Source organism: Falsihalocynthiibacter sp. SS001 (assembly GCF_042445055.1).
GTDB lineage: Bacteria > Pseudomonadota > Alphaproteobacteria > Rhodobacterales > Rhodobacteraceae > Falsihalocynthiibacter.
In genome coordinates this window covers 1-23876 of record NZ_CP170339.1, presented here as the reverse complement: position 1 = coordinate 23876, position 23876 = coordinate 1, and the positions used below count along the sequence as shown (strand labels likewise).

Sequence of the window (23876 nt, the reverse complement as noted above, 5' to 3'; positions counted from 1 at the left end):
CCGAGATAGAGAGGTTCCAAGGGTGGCGCAAGCCGCAAAATTGCGTTAACTCGCGCTGTAAGTCATCTTTCGTAATAATCCCGTTCACTATCGGAAACTTTCATGTACATCGCCACGCTTCTCACCAATCCGGCTGCGCCCAATCTTTCACGCGAAATTGTTGAATCCCTAAGGAACGCTTGGGGTGGCGGCGATGCTATCTGGCTTGCGGTCGGCGAGGCCGCGGAGTTCTCGCTAGGCGAAATGCCGGAGAACCGCTGGGATGTTTGGCAGGATTTGCAGGAAATCGGTGTCGATCTGATAGTTCAGCCACGCGAGAATCGCGCAAAGAAAATGCTCTTGGCTGATATGGATAGCACCATGATTCGTCAGGAATGCATCGATGAGTTGGCGGATGAGGCTGGCGTTGGCCCGAGGGTCGCTGACATTACGGCGCGAGCGATGAATGGCGAGTTGGACTTTGATGGCGCATTGCGTGAGCGCGTTGGTCTTCTTAAGGGGTTGGACGAGAGCATGATTGATCACGTCCTAAATACGCGTATCGAATTGATGCCAGGCGGTAAGGCGCTCTTGGCAACGATGAAGAAGAACGGAGCCTATGCGGCGCTTGTGTCCGGTGGGTTTACAGCGTTCACGGCGAAGGTCGCGGCACTTTTGGGGTTCGATGAAAACCGTGCGAACACACTCATCATAGAAAACGGCAAGCTAAGCGGTGAAGTTGGAATGCCAATTCTTGGCCGTCAGGCCAAGGTAGATGCGCTGGAGCAAATCACGGCGCGTTTGGGCATCTCGGAACAGGACGTCCTTGCGGTTGGTGACGGTGCAAACGACTTGGGAATGCTGGGCCGTGCGGGTTCGGGTGTAGCGCTCCATGCCAAACCAAGTGTTGCTGCAGAGTGTGAAATTCGGATCAATCACGGCGACCTGACGGCGTTGTTGTATATCCAAGGGTACGCCCAATCCGAGTTCGCGAGTGTTTGAGGTCACATATGACATTCTCGCGCTGCTGATCCTTGCGGGGTTCTTCGCGGGATTTATTGACGCGATTGCAGGTGGCGGCGGGCTGATTACGGTGCCCGTGCTCTTGCTTGTGGGTGGCTCGCCGATTGATGCGTTGGCGACCAACAAGGTTCAGGGTGTATTTGGCGCTGCGACCGCTGCGATATCATATGCACGGGCGGGGATGGTTTCGTTACGAGAACAGATCGTGCCCGCGACCATTTCATTTAGCGCTTCGGTCGTTGGGGCGCTCTTGATATCGGTGTTGCCCGTTGATCTCATTAGGCTGGTATTGCCGTTCTTGATGGTCGCAATTGCGCTGTTTTTCGCCTTCAAGCCCGGATTGGATGATAATGACCGCACGCGCCGCATGTCGGGGCCGGTGTTTATGGCCACGATGGTTCCTTTGATCGCGGCGTATGACGGATTGCTGGGGCCCGGAACGGGATCGTTCTTTATGATCGCCTTTGTCACGTTGGCTGGTTACGGAGTGCTAAAGGCCACAGCGCATACCAAATTATTGAACTTCGCGTCTAACCTAGGGGCGATCGTCGCATTCTCGTTCGTTGCAACGCCGTGGTGGTTTACGGGGCTGGCAATGGGCGCCGCGCAGATCGCGGGGGCAACCTGTGGCGCGGCGCTGGCGGTGAAAATCGGTTCGCGGGTGATCAAGCCGTTGCTTGTGATCACTTCGGCCAGCCTAGCTGTAAAATTACTTTGGGATATGTTCTAGGCGAGCGCTGCGGAGGGGCGTATCCACGCGGCAGTGACCCCACGCCAATTGATCTGAGGCGCGTTCATTCTCTTAAGTGTCGCAGGGTGGTTTGCGTCCAACACACCGAGCTTCACTAGGATGGCGGCAATTGCGCATTCGCTTGCGCGTGTCGCGCCATCGGTGATTTTTAGCGCAACGCCTAGCTTTTGATCGGGAAGGATCGCGACGAAAACGCCGTCGGCTCCTGTTTTGATCGCGACCTTGTGGTCCATGGCACGCATAAGCTCGGTGCAGGCCCGCGTTTCACCGGCAACCAATTCAGGATAGGTGCGCATGGCGTTCACAAGTTTGGCTGCCGCCGTTTCGCGTGTACCCTGACCCTCGCGCGCGGCTGCGAAGAAGGCCATCGCGCGTGCAAGCCCGTGAACAGAGGTTGTGTGGTTAGGGGCCGAGCAACCGTCGATCCCGTATCCGGAACTCGTTTCTTGAGTGACCTCTTCGAATGCTGCCTTAACCGCAGTTTGCACAGGATGTGATAGGTCGATGTATTCTGAACCACCCCCGATGTGTTGGTTCAGCGTCAGGAACCCCGCGTGTTTGCCAGAGCAGTTATTGTGAAGCTGGCAGGGGCTTTCGTGCTCTAAAATCAGACGTTTACGTTCATCACTGTCCGAGGAAGGTTGCGCACCACAGCGCAGATCGTCGTGCGACATTCCCAACGAAGCGAGCCAGCTCCCAACACTCTTAGTGTGGATCGCCGCGCCTTGATGGCTTGCGCAGGAAAGTGCGAGTTGCTCCGCTGTCAGGTTTGATGCTTCTGCCGCACCGCTTTCGATCAACGGGAGGGCTTGGATCATTTTACAGGAACTGCGTGGAAAAATGATTTGGGTCGGGTCGCCCCATGCCTCTACGATCTCGCCGTTTGCTGAACAAATAACCGCGTGTCCAGTGTGAAAGGATTCAAGCATATCTCCACGCCAAAGTTCAGCCATTGGGATAGGGGATGTCATATTGTCGTTCCTTAATTTCATCTGTTCGGGCGCAGAACTTGCAGTGCGCAATTTTCCGCCAACGGGGCTTTTATTATCTAGAGAAATTACGCTAAAGTAGGCATATCGAGAATAACATCACAGGACCAGCGCAAAGTCGTCCGTAAGAGTGACCGCGCCCCCTGAAACTTGAGGTACTACAGCTGGAGGCTGTGAACAGATGAAATCAATTTTGGCAAAAACGCAGGGCGTTGTATTTGGAACTCTTGCATGTGTTGGTATCACTGGTAGCGCATTGGCACAGGAATCCACAAACCGCGTCGCAGCGAACACCGATTGGAGCGTGTTTGTTGAGGATGATCCGACCGAGTGTTGGGCTGTCTCCGCTCCCAAAGAAACTGTAAACACCAAGGACGGCCGCGTTGTGGCTGTGCGTCGTAGCGATATCCTGCTTTATGTGACGTACCGTCCGAGCGCGAATGTGAAATCCGAAGTTTCCTTTACCGGTGGATATCCCTTTGCGGATGGCTCGACCGTTTCTGTTGAGGTTGGCGATTCAAAGTTCGACTTCTTTACCTCCAAGGAAAATGCATGGCCTGCGACCGCTGCGGATGACGCCAAGATCATCACAGCGATGAAACGCGGCGCCACAGCAATCGTAACCGGACGTTCTTCGCGGGGCACGCAAACCCAAGATACCTTTAGCTTGCTTGGCTTTACGGCGGCTATCGAAGAAGCAGAGAAGCGCTGCGGTACGTAAGCGCTCCTCACGATCACAAGATGTTTTGAATGAAGGATTCGCTCTTATTGGGCGAATCCTTTGTCATTCTGCTAGTATGCCTGTATGACGCCCGTCTGATCCTTGTCGGAGAGAGATATGACCGATCCAATCGCACCTGTTTCCAAGGCGATAACCCAAGACACGCTGACATTGCCCCGCAAAGAAGCGCCGAGCGAAAAAGTGAACCTCGTTGGGTTGACGCGGCCTGCGCTGCGCGACGCGTTGATTGCGATCGGAACCAAAGAAAAACAAGCCAAGATGCGCGCTGGGCAGATTTGGCAATGGATCTATCAGAAGGGCGTGCGCGATTTCGACCAGATGAGCAATCTGGCCAAAGACTACCGTACGCTCTTGGCAGAGACTTGCGAAATTCGCGTCCCCGAAGTTGTCACCCGTCAGGTTTCCGAAGACGGCACACGCAAGTATTTGGTGCGTATCGCAGGCGGTCACGAAGTCGAGATTGTTTATATCCCAGAGGACAACCGCGGCACGCTTTGCGTTAGCTCACAGGTGGGATGTACGCTGACTTGTACGTTCTGTCATACGGGCACTCAGAAGCTGGTGCGTAATTTGACGGCTGCGGAAATCATTGGTCAGGTCATGGTTGCTCGCGATGACTTGGGTGAATGGCCCAAGCTCGGCGTCCCAAATCCGCCAGAGGCACGTCTGCTTTCCAATATCGTTCTGATGGGAATGGGCGAGCCGCTCTATAATTTTGAGAACGTTCGCGATGCGATGAAAATTGCGATGGATCCCGAGGGTATTTCGCTTTCACGTCGCCGCATTACTCTTTCGACGTCGGGTGTTGTTCCAGAGATTTGGCGCACAGCCGAGGAAATCGGTTGTCAGCTTGCCGTTTCGTTCCACGCAACAACCGACGAGGTGCGGAATGTGCTGGTGCCGATCAATAAGCGCTGGAATATCGAAGCCCTGCTTGAGGCGCTACGTGCCTATCCGAAGGTGAGCAATAGCGAGCGGATCACCTTTGAATATGTGATGCTGAAGGGCGTGAACGACAGCGATGAGGACGCGCACCGCTTGATGAAGCTGATCGAAGGCATCCCTGCCAAGATCAATCTCATTCCGTTCAACGAATGGCCGGGTGCGCCGTATGAGCGCAGCTCAAACAACCGCATTCGTGCCTTTGCCGATATCGTTCACAACGCGGGATATTCTTCGCCTATCCGACGTCCACGCGGCGAAGATATCATGGCCGCGTGTGGCCAGCTCAAGTCCGAAACGGAGCGTGCCCGCAAGAGCAAACGCCAGATCGAGCAGGAAATGCGTCAGGGTTAAGCGCGCTAGCGTCCTGGAATAGCTTGGCGGCGCTCTGGCTTGTTCCAGTTGTCGATGATTTCGATCGCTTCCGCTGCGGTATCAACGAAGCGGAAAAGGTCCAGATCCTTCTCCGAGATCGTGCCTGCATCCGCGAGCGCTTCCCAATTGATGATCTTCTGCCAGAACTCCTTACCGAACAGTAGAAACGGGATCGGCTCCATGCGGCCCGTTTGAATGAGCGTAAGCGCCTCGAATGTCTCGTCGAGCGTCCCGAACCCACCAGGGAAAACGGTGATCGCCTTGGCGCGCATCAAGAAGTGCATTTTGCGAATGGCGAAGTAATGGAAGTTGAAACACAGCTCGGGCGTCACGTATCTATTGGGTGCCTGCTCGAACGGAAGCACAATATTAAGCCCGATTGAAACGCCTCCTGCATCTACTGCACCACGGTTGCCTGCCTCCATAACACCCGGACCGCCGCCCGTGACGATGACGTTATCTTTGCCATCACTCTCGCCGGATTTAAGCGTCATAAGGCGCGCAAATTCACGGGCTTCTTCATAGTATTTGGACAGTTCCGCCAGCGTTTTTGTGCGAGCGGTGTCTTTCTTGGCGGGTTCGGGGATACGGGCGCCGCCGAACATCACGATCGTTGAGTTGATCTCTTGCTCATCCAGCATCATTTCAGGCTTGAGCAGTTCAAGCTGCAAACGAACAGGGCGCAGCTCTTCGCGGCAAAGGAATTCCTCATCATCGAACGCCAATCGATAGGCCGGCGCAAGCGTTTGTGGCGTATCGGGAGTATGGTGGGCTTGTTCGCGGTCTTGGCGACTGTGGCGGAACGGATGGCGTCGGTCGTCGTTCATGTATCGTTTCCTTTTACCTGCATTGCGCGCTTATGCTTCTGAGGCTATATCCTTCGAGCAACCGATGCCATACAGGAAGACGAATTAACCATGTCTAATGCACAACTTGAATCCGCCATCGAAGCCGCGTGGGATGCCCGCGATACCATCACACCCGCCACAACGGGAGAAACACGCGAAGCCATCGAGGACACGCTAAATGCCCTTGATAGCGGTAAGTTACGCGTCGCAGAACGTCAGGAAAACGGTGATTGGCATGTGAACCAATGGGCCAAGAAGGCGGTTCTGCTCGGCTTCCGTATCAAGGACATGGAAGAGCAAACAGGGGGCCCACAAGGCTCTGGCTGGTGGGACAAAGTTGACAGCAAGTTCAAAGGCTGGGGCGCGGACCAATGGAAAGAGGCGGGCTTCCGCGCTGTTCCAAACACCGTTGTCCGCAAGTCGGCATTCATTGCGCCGGGCGTTGTTTTGATGCCGTCATTCGTGAACCTAGGCGCATATGTTGACGAAGGCACGATGGTCGATACATGGGCCACTGTTGGCTCCTGTGCGCAAATCGGCAAGAACGTTCACCTCTCGGGCGGCGTTGGTATCGGCGGGGTGCTGGAACCAATGCAAGCGGGTCCAACCATCATTGAGGATAACTGCTTTATAGGGGCGCGCTCTGAAGTGGTTGAGGGTTGCATCGTGCGCGAAGGCGCGGTTTTGGGCATGGGTGTGTTCATTGGTCAATCCACCAAGATCGTAAATCGCGAGACGGGCGAAATCATGTATGGGGAAGTGCCACCATATTCCGTTGTTGTGTCTGGCTCTATGCCAAGCAAAAACGGCGTTAACCTCTATTGCGCGGTGATCGTGAAAACCGTGGACGAGCGCACACGCTCTAAAACGGGCATCAACGAATTGTTGCGCGACTAAGCGGATCATTGACCGTGGGCCTTGCTGTTGTTAAGCGAGGCCCATGAAAAAAGATAAGAAATCAGACAAACCCTCGCGCCAACAGGTCTTTACCCTTTTGGTCGAAGTGGGCCGCAGCGAAAACGACGGTTTGCCCGCAAAATCAACAGGCGCTGCGCTGATGGTGTTTGCGAGCGGCGTGGACGAAGCCGAGGCTGTTCGTGAGACAGTCGCGATCCTCAAACAAGCAGATATGGCACCGCTTGATGTCTCCGGATATGGCACCCTCGAAGAACGCCTTGCAGAGGGGCATGACATCTCTGACGAAGAGCGCGAATTGATGGAACGCGCCAAAGTGGAAAACAGCGTAATCGTTGTGCAATCCACGCCTTTTTACGACTAGCGAACCATTCCCTCTACATGCGAAAGGCTTGCGATCTGTGAGCCAAGCGGGTACCGAACTCTTTGAGAAAAGGAGAGTTCCATGCCCCCAATTGATCCCGTTTCCCTAACTGCCGACCTCATTCGCTGTCCATCTGTGACTCCTGAAGAAGGGGGCGCATTGGTATTGCTTGAGAGGCTCCTGAGCGAGGCCGGATTTGAGTGTACGCGCGTAGATAAAGGCGGCGTTTCCAATCTATTTGCGCGTTGGGGACATCGTGGAGCGAACAAGTCGTTCGGGTTCAACGGGCACACAGATGTTGTGCCCGTTGGCGATCACGCCGCATGGACGGTTGAGCCTTTCGGTGCCGAGATCAAGGACGGCTGGCTATACGGGCGCGGCGCTACGGATATGAAGTCGGGCGTTGCGGCATTTGTCGCAGCTGCGATTGATTTGGTCCAAACCGCCCCGCCACAAGGCGCGATCATTCTAACGATCACGGGCGACGAAGAAGGCGACGCCATCGACGGTACAACCGCGCTCCTTGATTATATGCAACAGATGGGCGAAGCGATGACGGTTTGCTTGGTTGGCGAACCGACGTGCCCCGAAACGATGGGCGAAATGATGAAGATCGGCCGTCGCGGAAGCCTCACGGCATTTTTCACAGTGACGGGCGTGCAGGGGCACTCGGCCTATCCCCACCGCGCGAAAAACCCGATGCCAGCGATGGCGCGGCTTATGGATCGGTTGGCGAGCCATGAATTGGACCAAGGCACCGATCATTTCGATGCGTCCACACTTGCGATTACAACAATTGATGCGGGAAATCCCGCGACCAATGTGATCCCCGCGCTTTGCAAGGGAACGGTTAACATTCGCTATAACGATCTTCATTCCGGAGAGAGCCTGACGGCTTGGCTCAACCAAGAGGCGGCGAAGATTGCCGATGAAATGGGTGTCGGCGTTCAGGTCGTGGTAAAGAATTCTGGTGAAAGTTTCGTGACGCCCCCAGGTGAACTTTCCGAGATCGTCTCCAAGGCCGTTGCTGCGGAAACAGGCGTGACGCCAAGCCTCTCTACTTCGGGCGGCACATCCGATGCGCGCTTTGTTAAGGATCACTGCCCTGTTGTTGAGTTCGGGTTGGTCGGCAAGACAATGCACCAAGTCGATGAGCGCGTCGAGATTGCGCATATCCAGCAGCTCAAGGGTATCTATACGCGTATCCTGACGGACTATTTTGCATGAGCATAACCATTCACGAGACCGACGATATCGCCGCCTGTATTGCGTTGCGGATGGCGGTTTTCGTTGATGAGCAGGGCATTTCTGTTGAAGAAGAAATCGACGACCTCGATGATGCCGCGGTTCATTTGATTGCTATGGATGATGGGCGGCCAGTTGGCACAGCGCGCCTTTTGTTCTCTGGTGAAACAGGCAAGATCGGTCGTGTTTGTGTCTTGCAATCGCATCGCGGGACGGGGCTTGGTGCAGAGCTAATCGAGGCAAGTATCGCGTATTTTCGCTCCCGCAAGAACCTGAAGCGCGCGTATCTTTCGGCACAGGTCTACGCAATTCCGTTTTATGAGAAAGCGGGCTTTGCGGCTTATGGCGCGCCCTATGATGATGCGGGCATCCCTCATCGCGACATGGAACGGGTTCTTTGAAGAGGCATCTGGTCATCATGCTCAAGGAACCACGACCAGGGCGGGTGAAAACACGGCTTGGCGTTGGAATGGGGATGGTGGCCGCCGCGTGGTGGTATCGACATCAGGTTGCGCGCCTTTTGCGGCGGCTAGACGATCCGCGCTGGCAAATTACGCTAGCGGTTGCGCCAGATATCGAAGGAAGCAAGAGCCGCATCTGGCCGAACAAATATCTTCGCGTCATGCAGGGGCAAGGCGACCTTGGCGACAGGATGGCGAGGCTTTTTCATGAACTGCCCCGCGGCCCAGTCGTGATCATCGGGAGCGATATCCCGACTGTTGAGAAGCACCACATAAACGCCGCGTTCAAATCGCTTGGCAATCATCAGGCCGTGTTTGGCCCTTCGGGTGATGGCGGGTATTGGTTGGTCGGGCTAAAGCGCGTTGCGCGGCCGCCGTCGAGGATATTTCAGAACGTCAGATGGTCATCCGAATATGCGCTTGCGGATTCACGGGCTTCGTTTGACGGATTGACGATCGCCGAGGTCGCGACGCTTCAAGACATTGATACGCTTGCCGATCTGATAGCGCACCAATCACGGCGCCCATAGACGTTTCTACGCCTCCGTGCTACGCCAGATTTATGGTACATATTCCCTCAAAAGAGGAAGTCCTCCAGTGGATTTCCGATAACCCAACCAAGACAAGCAAACGCGATATCGCCAAGGCCTTTGGCATCAAGGGTGCAGCGCGGATTGATCTGAAGCGCGTTCTTCGCGAGCTAGAGGCGGATGGGCACCTCCAGAAACGCAAGCAAAGCTATAGCGATCCAGAGAGCCTTCCGCCCGTCAGCGTCTTGGAGATTATCGGACCGAATGACGATGGCGATTTGCTGGCAAGACCTCTTGAGTGGCAGGGAGAAGCAGCGCAACCCACGATCATCATGCGTGCCAAAGCAGGCGAGGCAGCGTTGGGCGCGGGTAACCGCATTCTTGCGCGTCTTACCAAGCTCAAAGGCGATACCCATGATTATGAAGGGCGCCTGATCCGTCAGATAGGCACTAATCCACTACGGATTGTCGGTATTTTCCGCGAAAGCCACGAAGGTGGGCGATTGGTTCCGATCGACAAGGGAAGCGATAAGGAATGGAAGATCGCCGAGGGTGCGACGCTTGAGGCGCGCGACGGAGAACTTGTTGAGGCACAGCAAACCGGCCCTAAGTCGCGCATGGGTTTGCCGCGTGCGAAGGTCGTTGCCCGATTAGGGGATCCGTCATCGCCCAAGGCTGTTTCGCTTATTGCGATCCACCAACACGGGATTCCGGATAGCTTTCCTGATGATGTGATTGCACAAGCAGATGCCGCCAAGCCAGCGCCACTAGGCAAGCGGCTTGATCTGCGGGATATGCCGCTGGTTACGATTGATCCGCCAGATGCGCGGGACCATGACGACGCCTGTTTTGCCCATGCAGATGATGATCCGAAAAACCCTGACGGTCATGTCGTTTGGGTCGCGATTGCGGATGTGGCGTATTACGTCACGCCCGGAAGTGCCCTTGATCGCGAAGCGCGCAAACGCGGGAACTCAAGCTATTTTCCAGACCGCGTCGTTCCGATGCTTCCCGATCGTTTGTCGGGAGATCTATGTTCGCTTCATGAGGATGTCGAGCGGGCCTGTATGGCGGTGCGAATGGTCTTGGACAAAGATGGCAACAAAATCAGCCATCAGTTCCATCGCGCGATGATGAAATCACATGCTTCGTTGGCCTATTCTGAGGTTCAGGCCGCGATGGATGGCAACGTAAACGAGAAATGTGCGCCGCTCTTGGAGGAGGTTATAAAGCCTCTCTATGCTGCCTACGACGTTTTGGTGAAAGCGCGCCAGCGTCGGCAGCCGCTTGATCTGAACTTGCCAGAGCGTCGGATTGAGCTTTCTGAAGAGGGGAAAGTCATCTCTGTCGCGTTCCGAGATCGTCTGGATGCGCACCGCTTGATTGAGGAGTTCATGGTTCTGGCCAACGTTGCAGCGGCCGAAACACTGATCGAAAAGAAGCAACCGTTGCTGTTCAGGGTTCACGAAGAACCGAGTGCCGAAAAGCTGGAATCCCTCAGGGAGACGGCAATTTCATCTGGCTTTGTGTTGGCAAAGGGCCAGGTGCTTCAGACGCGGCATTTGAACCAATTGTTGAGTCAGGCGGCGGGAACCGAGCAAGAAGAGCTGATTAACATTTCGGCGCTGCGCTCAATGACACAGGCGTATTACGCTCCTGAAAACTTTTCGCATTTTGGACTGGCTTTGCGCAACTATGCGCACTTCACCTCTCCCATCCGCAGATACGCCGACCTTATCGTGCATCGCGCCCTGATTTCCGCGCATGGGTGGGGCAAAGACGGACTGTCGCCTCAGGATATCGAACAGCTTGAGGAAACGGGTAAGCAGATTTCCGACACCGAACGCCGCAGTATGGTCGCCGAACGTGACACCACGGATCGTTATCTTGCGAGTTACCTCTCCGAACGCCTTGGCAATGAATTTAGCGGCCGTGTCGCAGGCATTGCGCGGTTTGGCGTGTTTATCAAGCTGGATGAAACAGGCGCCGATGGGTTGGTGCCCGTGGCAACAATTGGCCGCGAGTATTTTGTTCATGACGAAGACGCCAACGCGTTGATCGGGGAACAATCGGGCCTGAAAATCACCTTGGGACAACCTGCTTTGGTGCGACTGGCCGAAGCCACCCCCACCACCGGCGGTGTGACGCTTGAGTTGTTGGAACTTGATGGTAAACCCCTTCCCAAGGGGCGTGGATCGCGGGGTGGCAAGACGCACAGAGGGCGGAAAGTTGGCCAGACCCGCAGCAAGAAAGCAAAGATCAAGAGGAAGGTTGCCCGCAAGCGCAGCAAGTAGAATCGGCAGGGGATTGCCACCCATTTGAAAGCAGCATTTACACAGAGTCCGAATGCGATAATCTGTTATTGATTAACCAATGGATGACTATGCGCTTGAAAACGAACGCCGTGGCGATTGCCCTTATTTTTAGTCCGATAACAGCTTATGCGACGGGGGATTGGCCGCGTCCTGTTCAACGTCCGGAAGTAATCATTAAAACCACCACAGGGGACATTCATATGGCAGAAGTGCAGGGCGCCAGCGAGTTTGGTAACTGGTTGAACGGTTTCCGTCAAAGAGCGCGCGCGCAGGGCATTTCTGATCGTGTATTGAATGAGGCCTTTTCAGGAATTTCGTATAATTCCGATGTGGTGAAACGGGATCGAAACCAATCCGAATTCACCAAGCAGATATGGGAGTATCTGGACAGCGCCGCCTCGGATGCGCGCATTAGCAACGGTCGCGCGGCGGTTCAGAAACATGGCGACGTTTTGCAGAAGATTGAGGATACCTACGGCGTCGAGAAAGAAATCGTTGCGGCTGTGTGGGGGCTCGAGAGCGCCTATGGTTCGTTCCGTGGCTCAGTTCCAATCATCGAAGCTTTGGCGACGCTTGCATTTGATGGCCGTCGCGGAGCGTTCTTTGAGGACCAACTCATTGCCGCCCTTCAGATCGTTCAGTCGGGCGATGTTCCCCCAAGTAAGATGACGGGGTCATGGGCGGGCGCGATGGGGCATACTCAATTCATCCCGACATCATATCTCTCCTACGCCGTGGATTTCACAGGAGACGGCAAGCGCGATATCTGGAGTGACAATCCCGCAGATGCGCTCGCTTCTACTGCTGCATACCTTAAGGGGTTTGGCTGGACGAAAGGGCAACCTTGGGGTGTCGAGGTCGGTTTGCCCAAGGGGTTCGATTACCTACAAACGACCGAGCGCGTGAAGAAGTCGCCGCAGGAATGGGCGGAACTTGGGGTGCGGGATATACATGGCAAGGTTGTACCGGACCATGGTGAAGCGTCCATCCTGCTTCCTGCTGGTGCGCGCGGAGTTGCGTTTATGATCTTCAACAATTTCCAGGTCATCGAGCGTTACAACACCGCCGATGCCTATGTGATTGGTGTGGGGCATTTGGCGGATCGTATCGCGGGACGCCCCGCAATAAAGTCGGAATGGCCACGCGACGAGCGTCCGCTTCGCATTACCGAAAAGATCGAAATGCAAGAGCGCCTGACGAAGGCGGGTTTTGATACGCAGGGGGCGGATGGCATTATCGGCCCCAATACCATTGCGGCGATCAAAGCATTTCAGAATAGCGTCGGATTGGTTCCGGATGGCTTTGCCAGCTCAACCATATTGAAACGTTTGCAATAATAGCGTCATACTTGCCTCGGTTCATTAAGGGGTAAGGCAATGCGCACGTTTGACGAAATCTACGATATAGCGGCTGAACGCAAAGGCGGAGCAGACGCGCTAGAAGCCTTAATTGATAAACCCAAGTCCTTGGATGAACTTTTGGCGATTCCAGATGATCGGTGGCTCTCGCGATTTGCGCGTCAGATATTCTCGGCGGGATTTAGTTGGAAAGTAATTGAGGCCAAATGGGAAGGCTTTGAAGAGGCGTTCCACGGGTTTGATATCGGGCGCTGTGCATTCATGGATGACGAGATGTTTGATCGCCTCATTCAGGACACCCGCATCGTTCGACATGGCGGCAAGATAACATCCGTTCGGGATAACGCCGTGTTTCTGAGTGATCTGCGCGCAGAATCAGGCTCTGTTGCAAAAGCGATCGCTGGATGGCCCGCCGATGATTACGTTGGTTTGCTTCTCATGCTCAAGAAACGCGGATCGCGTCTAGGCGGCGCAACGGGGCAATATTCGCTGCGGATGCTGGGCGTAGACAGTGCAATTTTCTCGCAGGACGTGGTTGCGAGGCTGGTTGCCGAAGGTGTTATCGACAAGGCTCCGACATCCAAACGCGCATTCTATCAAGCGCAAGACGCGCTCAATAAATGGCGCGCGGAATCTGGCCGCTCACTGACCGAAATCAGCCGCGTCCTTGCGATGAGTGTCTAGCGTTTCTTGCGCTTTAGGGTGTCGCCAAGACAAAGTTTAGGCGTGAGTTCAATACGGTCTTCTTCGCTTGCTTCTGCTCCTGACGAGCGCCGTGCGATGATCTGTGCAGCAAGGCGCCCGATTTCGTTTCGCTCGGATCCCATAGAAGCAAGTTGGCGTGGTAGACCGTCCAATAGCTCAACGCCGTTAAAGCCCGCAAGACCGATGTGTTTGGGAACTTTGATCCCCTTGTCCAAACAGTACAGAAGACCGCCAGCGCCAATCATATCGTTGGAATAGTACAGAAAATCCAGATCGGGTGTGCGTTTTAGCATCGCTTCTGTCATCTCGCGCCCTTTCGCAAGAGCAGAACCGCCAGAGTAGAATTCTTGGTCTGCGACCTCTAGCCCCGCTTTGGCTAGTGCCTCTGTAAAGCCCTCAAACCGTTTGCGCGCGCGGTGGTCGAGCGGCATTTTCGTCCCCATGAAACCAATGCGTTTGTAGCCCGCTTTGATGATCGCCTGCGCCATTTTACGTCCGGCGCGACGGTGGGAAATCCCGACCATCGCATCAACTGGTTCGCCGTCTACGTCCATGATTTCAACAATCGGTATGCCCGCGTTGCGCATCATGGCTTTGGAAGCTTCGGAATGCTCCAGACCAGCGATGATCACACCAGATGGCCGCCAAGAGAGCATTTCATATAGAACGGCTTCTTCCTTCTCGGGCAGGTAATTTGTGACGCCGACAACGGGTTGGAGAGGGGTGTCGTCCAGTACGTCTGAAATCCCGGTCAGCACCTCTGGGAACACCATGTTGGACATTGACGGAATGATTACAGCAACGAGGTTTACACGCTGGCTTGCCAATGCTCCTGCGATTTTGTTCGGCACATAACCGAGTCTTTTTGCAGCCGCCTGAACCTTTTCTCGGGTGTCTTTTGACACATCTCCCCGGTTGCGCAGCACACGCGAAACGGTCATCTCGCTTACACCAGAAGCCTCGGAAACATCGCGCAAAGTGAGTGTACGCTTGGGCGGAGTGTTGGATTGGGTCAAATCAACGAACCTTGTGATGCTGCATTTGTAGCAGCTTAGCGTGAAAATGCCCCTTGTCCAAGCCGCGATGAATCGGTATGTTATCGCTAACAGTGAGTCCAACGCGTCCTGCAAGCTCTCTATCTCTTGACGCTCTTGGATAAGGGGGAGTGGTGGGCCAAATTCACTCCCCCTTGGCTGCTAAATTCCCAGAAAAGATGTTAATAGACTGAATGGTATTGTCGCTTAAATTGTGTAAGTGATTGAATGTCTATTATTTGGAGTTTAGCGGATGAGGACGACTGTACTCAGTCTGGCGTTTCTGATTTTCAGTAACATTTTTATCGCGGCCTTGGTTTTGCCGGATCGTGTGAACGCTCAATCGATTTCATACGAACGCGGGGTCCCATACCTGACAGTACGGAATCGGCTAGAGGGAAACAGCCCCGATCAATTCTATGGTGACGATCGCGGCACTCTCAGCGCTGGTAGGTGCTTACTTGATCAGGTGAGTCTCGACTTCCTCTCATCTGTGGCCGACCGCGCACCGTTCCGAATTCCTGAAGAAATTCTCAAACTGGATGCCATCGAAGAAACCTCTCGCGATAGTTTGCTCGGCGATATCAAGGCCAACGGGCCCGATGCTCCGCTTCTGTACATCCATGGATATTATATGGACTTCGAGAAAGGGTGTCGGCGCGCAACGGTTTTCAAAGAGAACGCGGGTCTTGAGAACAGATTCCTTTGGTTTAGCTGGCCCTCCGATGGCACTCTGCGGAACTATGCGCGGGACGAGGTGAACCTGTATTGGAGTGTGCCGGACTTGGCAGATATCATCGTGGAATTGCACGACCGCTTCGGCAGCGGCAACGTAGATCTTGCAGGGCACAGCCTTGGTGGACGCGGGCTAACTCTTGCGCTCTATGAAATCGCTGGGTCCCATCCAGATATGCGCTTTGGGAATGTCGTGCTTCTGGCGTCTGATATTGATTTCGAAGTATTCAGAAAACTCCTGCCGCGTATTCGCCCGCTCGCGCGTAGCATCACGATTTATACCTCTAATTCTGACCAAGCGCTGGCCGTTTCCGAACAACTTCACGGTTATCCACGACTTGGGACAAGTGGGAACGATGTTGCAAGCCTAGAGGGTGTCGAGGTGATCGATACGAGCGACCTACAGCTAAGGTCTGCGAGTGGTCATCTCTATCATATCTATAACAAGGAGGTCGGCCATGACCTCAACCGATTGCTAAACCACGGCGAAACGGCCGCAGCACGCCAGAACCTCGAACAGGTCGGAAGCAATCACTGGAGACTGCTGCCTGATTAACCAGTTCCCGTATCGCGTGCGGAATGGCCGCTTGATGCCAAACTTCAGCACTAGATTCCCAGTCGCAGTCTGCATATCTGTCTTGTGGAGAAAATCGAGACGAGACAAGGACCTACAGGTGACACAAACGCTTATCGTAATGGCGCATCCGCACAGAGGATCGTTTACGGGGTCTTGGGCAAAGCAGACCGAAATTGCGAGCCGTTCATTGGGTGGGGGCGTGTCCCGTTCGGACTTGGTTCAAGACGGTTTTGACCCGGTCGAGCGATTTGACCATTATGAGGACAGTACTGGTTTCGATGTTCTTAAATGCCAAGAGCATGCGTCGGATACAGGAACTATTCCTGCCAGCGTTTTACAAGAAATGGACAAGCTTCTAGCCGCGGATCGAATTATTCTGCACTTCCCGATTTGGTGGTTCGGCCCTCCAGCAATCATCAAGGGCTGGTGTGATCGTGTGCTTGCCCACGGTGCCATGCACACCTCAAAAGAGCGGTTCGATACAGGCCGTCATCGCGACAAAACCGTACTGTTCTGTGTTAGTACTGGCTCGCAGGAAGCCGAAAGTGCGCCGGACGGGAGGGAAGGTGACGTGCGAATGTTGCTTTGGCCATTGGCCTACACGTTTCGATACTTGGGATGCAAAGTCGCGAAGCCACAGGTTGTGCACGGAGTTCATGGCTACTGGAAAGGCGACAAAAAGGAAAAGACCGAAGCTAGGCTCGCAGCCCATCTGGCGGCGCATAACGATATCATTAAAGATTTCGATAACTTGCCCCTCATGGCGTTTAACGCAGACCATGATTTCGATGAACACGGCCGCCTGCGTCCTGAAGCCCCAAGCGTCACACCGTTTATAAAGCACGTCTGAAGTGGGCTAACTAGCGCTAGAGCGTTTAGTGCGAAAGCTGGCCAGCAGAAAATGCAATCGACTCCAGAGTATTCTTTAACTGCTTATCAGGGCCATATTGAGTGCGGTGCAATACGGCCCTGATGGGAATTTACGCAGACTTTTGCGGCGAATGCAGAAATTTGCACGCCCCTACAATTCTCTAGAAGTCTAGGTTCTCGACAGTGAGAGCGTTCTGTTGAATGAACTCACGGCGAGGCTCTACGACGTCACCCATTAGCTTGGTGAACAGGTTGTCTGCCTCTGCCATATCCTCGACCCTCACTTGAAGGAGTGTTCGGGCGTCTGGATCAAGGGTGGTTTCCCAAAGTTGGTCTGGGTTCATCTCGCCAAGGCCCTTATAGCGCTGTAGGGAAAGGCCCTTTTCGCCTTCGGCAAGGATCGCCTGAAGAAGTTCGCTAGGACCGTGAACGAGCGTTTCTTTGTCTTTGCGAACGAGCCTTGATGGCTTTCCGTAAACATCACGCAGCGTTTCAGTATAGGTGCCAAGCTTGCGCGCCTCTCCAGAGCGAAGGACGCCACCGTCAAGTGTGCGCACTTCTTCTACGCCACGAAGCAAGCGTGCAAGGCGGATACCCTTGTCTTGGGTTGGGCGACCTTGCCAGCCACGCTCATACTCCAGCGCGATACTGTCTAGGCGAGCCGCGATGTTATCTGCGACACGTTGTAGGTCCTGATCTACAGCACCGGGCACAAACGCTGCGGCGATGGCCGCTTGTTCCAGAATGTGTTGCGGATAATGGGTCGGGAACGCTTGGAGAATACGGCGCACTTGGCGCGCCTCTTCAACGACGCGGAGTAGGTCTGCGCCAGCAATTTCTTCACCTGAGGAAAGACGAAGAATTGCACCATCAATTCCTTGATCGATTAAATAGTTGTCAAGCTCCGTCTGGTCCTTAAGGTAGCGTTCTGACTTTCCGCGTGAAACCTTATAAAGCGGCGGCTGCGCAATATAGAGATAGCCACCTTCAATCAGTTCAGGCATTTGACGATAAAAGAACGTGAGCAGCAGCGTTCGAATATGCGCGCCGTCCACATCCGCATCGGTCATGATGACGATCTTATGATAGCGGAGCTTCTCGATATTGAACTCGTCACGCCCAATTCCAGTGCCGAGCGCCATAACGAGGTTGCCGATCTCTTGGCTTGCAAGCATCCGGTCAAATCGTGCGCGTTCAACGTTAAGGATTTTCCCGCGCAGCGGCAGAACCGCTTGGGTCATCCGATCGCGCCCCGTTTGAGCAGAGCCACCCGCAGAGTCACCCTCCACGATAAAGACTTCGGATTTGGAGGGGTCTTTCTCAGAACAGTCCTTGAGCTTACCAGCGAGGAAGTTCACATCCATCGCAGTTTTGCGCCGAGTAAGTTCGCGCGCCTTGCGGGCTGCCTCGCGGGCCAATGCGGCCTCAACGATCTTGCCGACGATAAGTTTCGCCTCGTTCGGGTTTTCCTCGAACCACTCGGAGAGTTTTTCGTTCACAAGGCTTTCCACTGCGGGGCGAACTTCGGAGGAGACAAGTTTATCCTTGGTTTGGCTCGAGAATTTCGGATCAGGAACCTTGACGGAAAGTACACATGTCAGCCCTTCGCGAGCGTCGTCACCTGTGAACGAGACTTTCTCTTTCTTCGCGATGCCGCTGGACTGTGCATAGTTATTGATCGTGCGCGTCAAGGCTCCGCGCAATCCCGCCATATGCGTTCCACCATCCCGTTGGGGAATGTTGTTGGTAAACGGCAGCACGTTTTCATGATAGCTGTCGTTCCACCACATCGCGACTTCGACACCAATGTCGTCCTTTTCGCCAACCATAAAGATCGGCTCAGGCATCACGGGTGATTTGCTGCGATCCAGATACTTAACGAATTCTCGCACGCCCCCTTCGTAGAATAGCTCGGTCTTTAGGTGCTCTGCGGGGCGCTCGTCCACAAGGATGATCCGCACGCCCGAGTTCAAGAATGCAAGTTCCCGCAAACGTTTCTCTAGCGTTTCAAAGCTGTATTCACGGTTCGAAAACGTATCCGTAGAAGCAAGGAAGCGTACTTCAGTCCCTTTGCGCCCGTTCGCATCGCCGACAACCCGCAAAGGCTCGACTGTGTCGCCGTGAGCGAATTTGGCGTAGTGCTCTTTTCCATCGCGCCAAATCCGAAGTTCGAGATAATCAGAAAGCGCATTCACAACCGAAACACCCACGCCGTGAAGACCGCCAGAAACCTTGTACGAGTTGCTGTCGAACTTCCCGCCAGCGTGTAGCTGGGTCATGATGACCTCTGCTGCAGACACGCCCTCTTCTTCGTGAATGCCAACCGGAATTCCGCGCCCGTTGTCGCCCACAGAAACCGAGTCATCGGCATGAATTGTGACGTTCACAGCGTCGGCATGACCCGCAAGAGCCTCGTCGATGCCGTTGTCCACAACCTCATAAACCATATGATGCAAACCCGAGCCGTCATCGGTATCACCGATGTACATCCCCGGACGTTTGCGTACGGCTTCTAAGCCTTTGAGAACTTTGATGGAATCTGCACCGTAATCTTCTGGCGACTGCGCGTTTTCGGCCATTTGAGGCATCCTTCGTATTTTTGTTATTTATAGGGGATTTCAACGTGCTTGTCACGCGATTGGGCGCATTTAATGATGTGCCGTAGCACCCAAAAACAAGCCCACGCCAATCAGCAAAACACCCGCGGAAATATTCATCCGTCTCATGGCGGTTGGGGTCGCCATTACCACCCGTGCGCGGTCGATCAGTGTGGCAAATGCTAGGTTCCCAATGAGTGGCACGGCCATCGAGATAATTACGATTACTGTGATGTCCGTACCTGTGATCGACGTGAGGTCAAAGAACCCCGGCAGCATTCCCATGTAGAATAATATCGCCTTGGGATTTCCGAGAATTACAGCCACCCCCGCAAGGAAACCGGCCCAAATTCCGGGGCGGGTTAGGCGGCTGTCGGTCGTTACGGTCTTGTCGGCGTTGCGCAAAAGGCCCACCCCAAGAAAGAGGAAGAAGACGACCGCGAAATAGCGCATCCAGATCATCAAACCTTGGATTTCATCTACGAGCCAACTGACGCCAAGAATTGCGAGTAGGGGCCAGAATGCGTCACCCACAGCCACGCCAAGAGCCAGCGGCCAAGCGGCCTTGAAGCCGCCAGACATAGAACGCGCAACAATCGCCAGCCAGACAGGACCAGGTGTGAGGAACAGGATCAGCAAAGCAAGCGCATAGAGCGCAATATCAGTGCCCGATAGCGTCATGACGTAGGCACTACAACAGAGGTTCCACCGTGGTCCTGAACTTCGTAGCTCTCGGCGCGTTGTGATATCTCGGTGAACAGTTCCGCACCTGTACCCGTCATAAAGGCCTGTGCACCTACTGCGCAGAGTTCGTCATACAGCGCCGCGCGCCGCGCAGCATCCAGATGTGCGGCGACTTCGTCCAGAAGCAAAAGCGGGGGTGTGCCCAACTCTTGCGAAAGAGCGCGGCAGTTCGAGAGCACAAGTGAGATCAGCAGCGCCTTTTGCTCTCCGGTGGAGCAATCGCGAGCGGGAATGTCTTTCTCTTGATAGATTGCCGCAAGGTCCGCGCGATGTGGTCCCACAAGCGTTCGTCCTGCACGAATATCGGCAGCGCGATTGTGCGCGAACATTTGTGCGAGCGTTTCAGGAGGCGTGGTTTCTTGTGGCGTGCCATCTCCTTGAACCAAGGTCAGTGACGCGGCGGGGAATTGCGTTTCCGCGCGCTCTTGTGCGGCTGAAACCTGCGCCAGAACTTTGACGCGGTTGGCGGAGATTTCGGCACCTGATTTCGCCATTTGCGACTCTAGTGCCTCATACCAAGCGGGGTCGCGAACCTGATCCTTCAAGAGGCGGTTTCGCTCGCGCATGGTTTTCTCATAGGTCAGAACGGCCGTTGCATGCTTTGGGAGAAAGCTCAGGACCATCCGATCCAGAAATCGGCGGCGTCCTTCGGCGCCCTCAATCCAAAGTCGATCCATAGAGGGAACAAGCCAAAGCACAGGAGCGATTTCGCCGAGAGAGAGTTGGGTGGCAGCCTTGCCGTCAATACGGACCTGTCGGGGCGCGCCACTCTCTGACCATGTTTCGATTTCATGGAGGTCGTTTGCGCGGCTTAGCGTTGCGGAAACCTTCCAGCCTATCGCCTCGGTCTTGCGGGTCATTTCCTGCGCAGTTGCGCGCCGCAAGCCACGTCCGGGGGAGAGCAGAGAGATAGCCTCAAGCAGGCTGGTTTTGCCTGCTCCATTTGCCCCGTGAATGGCAACTGGCCGCCCCGAAAGTTCGAGGCGGGATTTCTTGTGTGATCGGAAATGGGAAAGTGTCAGTTCGCGCAGGGCTAGTGACATATGATGCCCCCTTCGCGGCCAGGTTTAAGGGGCAATCGCCCTAGACCCGCATCGGCATGACGACATAAACCGCAGAAGTGTCATTGCCTTCGCGCATCAAGGTCGGATCGGCGGAGGAATTGAACATAAACACTGCATTCTCGCGATCAACTTGGCTCGCAATTTCAAGCAAGTATTTAGCATTAAAGCCAATTTCCAAACGCTCATCCGCATAGGCAACAGCGAGTTCTTCTTCGGCGGCACCGCTATCAGGCGCGTTAACCGAAAGAATCAGGCGATCTTCGTCGAGCGAGAGCTTAACAGCGCGGCTGCGCTCTGAGCTGACTGTGGCGACGCGGTCGACGGCCTTCGCAAACTCTGCGGAATCAACCTCTAGCTTGCGGGTGTTCCCAGACGGAATCACGCGCGTATAATCAGGGAAAGTGCCGTCGATAACCTTGGAGGTCAGGGTGATTTCGGGTGTGGCAAAGCGTACTTTGGTCTCGCTCACAGATACCGCGATTTCTACGTCGTCATCGTCCAGAAGTTTGCGCAGCTCGCCCACAGTCTTGCGTGGGACAATAACGCCAGCCATATCCGCCGCACCTTCGGGAAGGTCCGCGTCAATGCGCGCAAGGCGGTGGCCGTCGGTTGCAACGCAACGCAACACTTTGCCGCCGTCAGAATCAGCAACGTGCATGTAGACGCCGTTGAGATAATAGCGGGTTTCTTCTGTGGAAATTGCGAATTTGGATTTGTCGAAAAGGCGGCGCAGAACGCTCGCTTTGGCCGAGAAATTCGCCGAGTATTCCGAGGACGCCATAACAGGGAAATCCTCGCGGGGAAGCGTCGCCAGCGAGAAATTCGAACGACCAGCTTCGACGGTCAGGCGGCCAGAGGCACCATCATCCGTCAAACGAACAAGGGCGCCGTCAGGAAGTTTGCGTACGATCTCGTGAAGCATCACAGCGGAGACAGTCGTTGCACCTGCGCGCTCGACTTGGGCGAGTGTTTTGTCGACAACTTCGATGTCCAAATCGGTCGCGCGGAAGGAGACATGCTCTTCCTCGGCTTCGATCAACACATTTGCGAGGATCGGTATCGTGTTGCGGCGCTCTACCACCGATTGTGCCTGTGAAATCGCCTTGAGAAGGGCGGCGCGTTCGATACTGATTTTCATTGTATGCTCCTAAGACAGGTGCAGGGCGGTAGGCCGAGGCCCCCGCCCGTTGTTAACTGTTTGTGAGAATGTCCGATTATATCGCAGGGGCGTCAAGGGCTCTGACACTTATTGCAAAGGTTTTCAGGCCTCAAGGCTCCGGCGCAACAGTTCGAGGTCCTCAGCGATCTGGCTGTCGTGGAGTTGAAGGTCTTCAATCCGCTTAACGCCATGCATAACCGTCGTATGATCACGGCCCCCAAAGCGGCGGCCAATCTCGGGGAGGCTGCGGCTTGTGAGCTGTTTTGAAAGGAACATTGCGACCTGACGAGGCCGCGCGATGTTGCGAACGCGTCGCGGACCGATCATCTCGGACAGACGGATGTTGTAATGCTCACTTACGCGACGCTGGATTTCTTCGATTGTGATCTTGCGGTCACTGGCGCGAAGGATGTCCGCGAGACAATCCTGAGCAAGCTCCATTGTGATTTCGCGGCCAACAAGCGAAGCAAAAGCAAAGAGCCGCGTTAGCGCACCCTCGAGAACACGCACGTTTGTCGAAATACGATGCGCAAGGAATTCAAGAACGCCATCCGCAAGCACCAGCCCAGCATATTGCTGGCGGTATTGCTCGACCTTCTGTTGAAGAATGCCAAGGCGAAGTTCGTAATCGGTCGGGTGAAGATCAACAACAAGGCCGCATTGAAGGCGCGACTTGATGCGATCTTCGAGGTCCTTAATCTCACCAGGGGCGCGATCTGCTGAAATAATGATCTGTTTGTTCTGGTCCACTAGCGCGTTGAACGTGTGAAAGAACTCTTCTTGGGTGCTGTCCTTGCCCGCGATGAACTGGACGTCGTCAACCATTAGAACGTCGACGCTACGGAACAGTTCCTTGAAGTCCATCATCTTGCGCTCACGCAGTGCCTGTACGAAGCGATACATGAATTGCTCGGCCGAAAGGTAAACCACATTTAGGTCCGGACGGTCCTGTTGAAGCTCATGCGCGATCGCATGCATCAGGTGGGTTTTACCAAGGCCAACGCCGCCATAAAGGAAGAGCGGGTTGAACGAAACGGGTCCACCCTCGGCCACACGTTTCGCAGCAGCGTGTGCGAGTTCGTTCGGCTTACCAACGACAAAGCTGTCGAAAGTGAAGCGCGAATCGAGCGGAGCTCCGGGGACTGGCGAATCGTTTACGGGTTCTGCTGCCGGTGTCGGGGCAGGCTTTACCTGAGGTGCGCGCGGCGTGGATTTGCTGGCGACCGCAAACTCAAGCCGATGAACAGCCTCACCTGCTTCGTTCAGCAGATGCTTGATCTGGTCGCCAAAATTCCGCGCGACCCAGTTACCCATAAAGTTGGTTGGAACGGAAAATTCGGCAATGCCATTGTTCAGGCCGGAAAACTCAAGGGGTTCAATCCAATTTGTGAAGTTGCTTTGTCCAACTGTCCTTTGCAATTCATTGCGCACCGTTCCCCAAGTGTCATTCGTCATTCTATCTTTACCCGCTTCGCAAGTTATTATTAGGCCAAAGGCCGCCTGATTATGCGTGGGCGTTGCCCCCCAATGTGGTTTCACTTCTCCAAAAGCCAC

22 protein-coding genes are annotated in these 23876 nt (G+C 54.7%); 14 read left to right on the top strand and 8 right to left on the bottom strand.

All coding sequences use genetic code 11. The features are described 5' to 3' along the window. Window positions 1-102: 102 nt before the first annotated feature. Window positions 103-981: a phosphoserine phosphatase SerB gene (serB, locus tag ACFE33_RS00110; protein ID WP_380055275.1), complete on the top strand. Its 879-nt coding sequence runs from the start codon at window positions 103-105 to the stop codon at window positions 979-981. Continuing rightward, entirely contained in the window at window positions 974-1732 is a 759-nt protein-coding gene (locus ACFE33_RS00105; protein WP_380055273.1) for a TSUP family transporter, read from the top strand. Before serB ends, ACFE33_RS00105 begins: the two co-directional genes overlap by 8 nt. On the opposite strand, the gene ACFE33_RS00100 is transcribed toward ACFE33_RS00105, so the two are convergent. Next, window positions 1729-2724, bottom strand: coding sequence for an asparaginase (locus tag ACFE33_RS00100; protein WP_380055270.1), 996 nt, complete (start codon window positions 2722-2724; stop codon window positions 1729-1731). The genes ACFE33_RS00105 and ACFE33_RS00100 overlap by 4 nt on opposite strands. A gap of 199 nt (window positions 2725-2923) precedes the next feature. Here ACFE33_RS00100 and ACFE33_RS00095 point away from each other — a divergent pair, with 199 nt between their 5' ends. Further along, window positions 2924-3463, top strand: a complete 540-nt coding sequence (locus ACFE33_RS00095; protein WP_380055268.1) for an invasion associated locus B family protein — start codon at window positions 2924-2926, stop codon at window positions 3461-3463. A gap of 117 nt (window positions 3464-3580) precedes the next feature. Then, complete coding sequence (gene rlmN / locus ACFE33_RS00090; protein ID WP_380055266.1) at window positions 3581-4780, top strand: 23S rRNA (adenine(2503)-C(2))-methyltransferase RlmN; 1200 nt, start codon at window positions 3581-3583, stop codon at window positions 4778-4780. Between the two features lie 5 nt (window positions 4781-4785). On the opposite strand, the gene ACFE33_RS00085 is transcribed toward rlmN, so the two are convergent. Next, window positions 4786-5628: a TIGR00730 family Rossman fold protein gene (locus ACFE33_RS00085; RefSeq protein WP_380055263.1), complete on the bottom strand. Its 843-nt coding sequence runs from the start codon at window positions 5626-5628 to the stop codon at window positions 4786-4788. Between the two features lie 90 nt (window positions 5629-5718). Here ACFE33_RS00085 and dapD point away from each other — a divergent pair, with 90 nt between their 5' ends. From dapD to ACFE33_RS00045, 8 genes are all read left to right on the top strand, one after another. Further along, window positions 5719-6546: a 2,3,4,5-tetrahydropyridine-2,6-dicarboxylate N-succinyltransferase gene (gene dapD / locus ACFE33_RS00080; protein ID WP_380055260.1), complete on the top strand. Its 828-nt coding sequence runs from the start codon at window positions 5719-5721 to the stop codon at window positions 6544-6546. Window positions 6547-6589: 43 nt separating this feature from the next. Beyond that, window positions 6590-6928 (top strand): hypothetical protein, encoded by a 339-nt coding sequence (locus ACFE33_RS00075; protein WP_380055258.1) that lies wholly within the window; start codon window positions 6590-6592, stop codon window positions 6926-6928. Window positions 6929-7009: 81 nt separating this feature from the next. After that, entirely contained in the window at window positions 7010-8155 is a 1146-nt protein-coding gene (dapE, locus tag ACFE33_RS00070) for a succinyl-diaminopimelate desuccinylase (protein ID WP_380055255.1), read from the top strand. Continuing rightward, window positions 8152-8574, top strand: a complete 423-nt coding sequence (locus ACFE33_RS00065; protein ID WP_380055252.1) for a GNAT family N-acetyltransferase — start codon at window positions 8152-8154, stop codon at window positions 8572-8574. The genes dapE and ACFE33_RS00065 overlap by 4 nt, the downstream gene beginning before the upstream one ends. Next, the gene (locus tag ACFE33_RS00060) at window positions 8571-9164 is read left to right on the top strand and encodes a TIGR04282 family arsenosugar biosynthesis glycosyltransferase (protein WP_380055249.1); all 594 of its coding nucleotides are present in this window, start codon (window positions 8571-8573) and stop codon (window positions 9162-9164) included. Before ACFE33_RS00065 ends, ACFE33_RS00060 begins: the two co-directional genes overlap by 4 nt. A 32-nt stretch (window positions 9165-9196) precedes the next feature. Beyond that, window positions 9197-11458 carry a ribonuclease R gene (gene rnr / locus ACFE33_RS00055; RefSeq protein WP_380055246.1) on the top strand — a complete coding sequence of 754 codons (2262 nt, stop codon included), beginning with the start codon at window positions 9197-9199 and terminating at the stop codon, window positions 11456-11458. An 89-nt stretch (window positions 11459-11547) separates the two neighbouring features. Further along, window positions 11548-12816, top strand: coding sequence for a lytic murein transglycosylase (locus tag ACFE33_RS00050; RefSeq protein ID WP_380055244.1), 1269 nt, complete (start codon window positions 11548-11550; stop codon window positions 12814-12816). A 39-nt stretch (window positions 12817-12855) separates the two neighbouring features. After that, window positions 12856-13521 (top strand): DNA-3-methyladenine glycosylase I, encoded by a 666-nt coding sequence (locus ACFE33_RS00045; protein WP_380055241.1) that lies wholly within the window; start codon window positions 12856-12858, stop codon window positions 13519-13521. On the opposite strand, the gene ACFE33_RS00040 is transcribed toward ACFE33_RS00045, so the two are convergent. Next, a complete protein-coding gene (locus ACFE33_RS00040) occupies window positions 13518-14558 on the bottom strand; it encodes a LacI family DNA-binding transcriptional regulator (protein ID WP_380055238.1) in 1041 nt (346 codons plus the stop codon). The two genes, ACFE33_RS00045 and ACFE33_RS00040, sit on opposite strands and share 4 nt — an antisense overlap. Window positions 14559-14829: 271 nt before the next feature. On the opposite strand from ACFE33_RS00040, the gene ACFE33_RS00035 reads away from it, so the two are divergent. Further along, window positions 14830-15867, top strand: coding sequence for an alpha/beta hydrolase (locus ACFE33_RS00035; protein ID WP_380055236.1), 1038 nt, complete (start codon window positions 14830-14832; stop codon window positions 15865-15867). Between the two features lie 118 nt (window positions 15868-15985). After that, window positions 15986-16738 carry an NAD(P)H-dependent oxidoreductase gene (locus tag ACFE33_RS00030; RefSeq protein ID WP_380055233.1) on the top strand — a complete coding sequence of 251 codons (753 nt, stop codon included), beginning with the start codon at window positions 15986-15988 and terminating at the stop codon, window positions 16736-16738. Window positions 16739-16919: 181 nt separating this feature from the next. On the opposite strand, the gene gyrB is transcribed toward ACFE33_RS00030, so the two are convergent. From gyrB to dnaA, 5 genes are all read right to left on the bottom strand, one after another. Next, window positions 16920-19337: a DNA topoisomerase (ATP-hydrolyzing) subunit B gene (gyrB, locus tag ACFE33_RS00025; protein ID WP_380055230.1), complete on the bottom strand. Its 2418-nt coding sequence runs from the start codon at window positions 19335-19337 to the stop codon at window positions 16920-16922. Between the two features lie 69 nt (window positions 19338-19406). Beyond that, window positions 19407-20036 (bottom strand): LysE family translocator, encoded by a 630-nt coding sequence (locus ACFE33_RS00020; protein ID WP_380055227.1) that lies wholly within the window; start codon window positions 20034-20036, stop codon window positions 19407-19409. After that, on the bottom strand, window positions 20033-21142 hold the full coding sequence (gene recF, locus ACFE33_RS00015; protein WP_380055224.1) for a DNA replication/repair protein RecF: 1110 nt from the start codon (window positions 21140-21142) through the stop codon (window positions 20033-20035). Before recF ends, ACFE33_RS00020 begins: the two co-directional genes overlap by 4 nt. A gap of 40 nt (window positions 21143-21182) precedes the next feature. Further along, on the bottom strand, window positions 21183-22301 hold the full coding sequence (gene dnaN, locus ACFE33_RS00010) for a DNA polymerase III subunit beta (RefSeq protein WP_380055221.1): 1119 nt from the start codon (window positions 22299-22301) through the stop codon (window positions 21183-21185). A gap of 123 nt (window positions 22302-22424) precedes the next feature. Beyond that, window positions 22425-23777 carry a chromosomal replication initiator protein DnaA gene (gene dnaA, locus ACFE33_RS00005; protein ID WP_380055218.1) on the bottom strand — a complete coding sequence of 451 codons (1353 nt, stop codon included), beginning with the start codon at window positions 23775-23777 and terminating at the stop codon, window positions 22425-22427. Between the last annotated feature and the right edge of the window lie 99 nt (window positions 23778-23876).

Coding starts and splice junctions, on each gene's coding strand:
- rlmN (WP_380055266.1), top strand. CDS start 3,581: ATGACCGATCCAATCGCACCTGTTTCCAAGGCGATAACCCAAGACACG.
- ACFE33_RS00045 (WP_380055241.1), top strand. CDS start 12,856: ATGCGCACGTTTGACGAAATCTACGATATAGCGGCTGAACGCAAAGGC.
- ACFE33_RS00035 (WP_380055236.1), top strand. CDS start 14,830: ATGAGGACGACTGTACTCAGTCTGGCGTTTCTGATTTTCAGTAACATT.
- ACFE33_RS00095 (WP_380055268.1), top strand. CDS start 2,924: ATGAAATCAATTTTGGCAAAAACGCAGGGCGTTGTATTTGGAACTCTT.
- dapD (WP_380055260.1), top strand. CDS start 5,719: ATGTCTAATGCACAACTTGAATCCGCCATCGAAGCCGCGTGGGATGCC.
- rnr (WP_380055246.1), top strand. CDS start 9,197: ATGGTACATATTCCCTCAAAAGAGGAAGTCCTCCAGTGGATTTCCGAT.
- ACFE33_RS00100 (WP_380055270.1), bottom strand. CDS start 2,724: ATGACATCCCCTATCCCAATGGCTGAACTTTGGCGTGGAGATATGCTT.
- dapE (WP_380055255.1), top strand. CDS start 7,010: ATGCCCCCAATTGATCCCGTTTCCCTAACTGCCGACCTCATTCGCTGT.
- recF (WP_380055224.1), bottom strand. CDS start 21,142: ATGTCACTAGCCCTGCGCGAACTGACACTTTCCCATTTCCGATCACAC.
- ACFE33_RS00065 (WP_380055252.1), top strand. CDS start 8,152: ATGAGCATAACCATTCACGAGACCGACGATATCGCCGCCTGTATTGCG.
- ACFE33_RS00020 (WP_380055227.1), bottom strand. CDS start 20,036: ATGACGCTATCGGGCACTGATATTGCGCTCTATGCGCTTGCTTTGCTG.
- dnaA (WP_380055218.1), bottom strand. CDS start 23,777: ATGACGAATGACACTTGGGGAACGGTGCGCAATGAATTGCAAAGGACA.
- serB (WP_380055275.1), top strand. CDS start 103: ATGTACATCGCCACGCTTCTCACCAATCCGGCTGCGCCCAATCTTTCA.
- dnaN (WP_380055221.1), bottom strand. CDS start 22,301: ATGAAAATCAGTATCGAACGCGCCGCCCTTCTCAAGGCGATTTCACAG.
- gyrB (WP_380055230.1), bottom strand. CDS start 19,337: ATGGCCGAAAACGCGCAGTCGCCAGAAGATTACGGTGCAGATTCCATC.
- ACFE33_RS00085 (WP_380055263.1), bottom strand. CDS start 5,628: ATGAACGACGACCGACGCCATCCGTTCCGCCACAGTCGCCAAGACCGC.
- ACFE33_RS00075 (WP_380055258.1), top strand. CDS start 6,590: ATGAAAAAAGATAAGAAATCAGACAAACCCTCGCGCCAACAGGTCTTT.
- ACFE33_RS00050 (WP_380055244.1), top strand. CDS start 11,548: ATGCGCTTGAAAACGAACGCCGTGGCGATTGCCCTTATTTTTAGTCCG.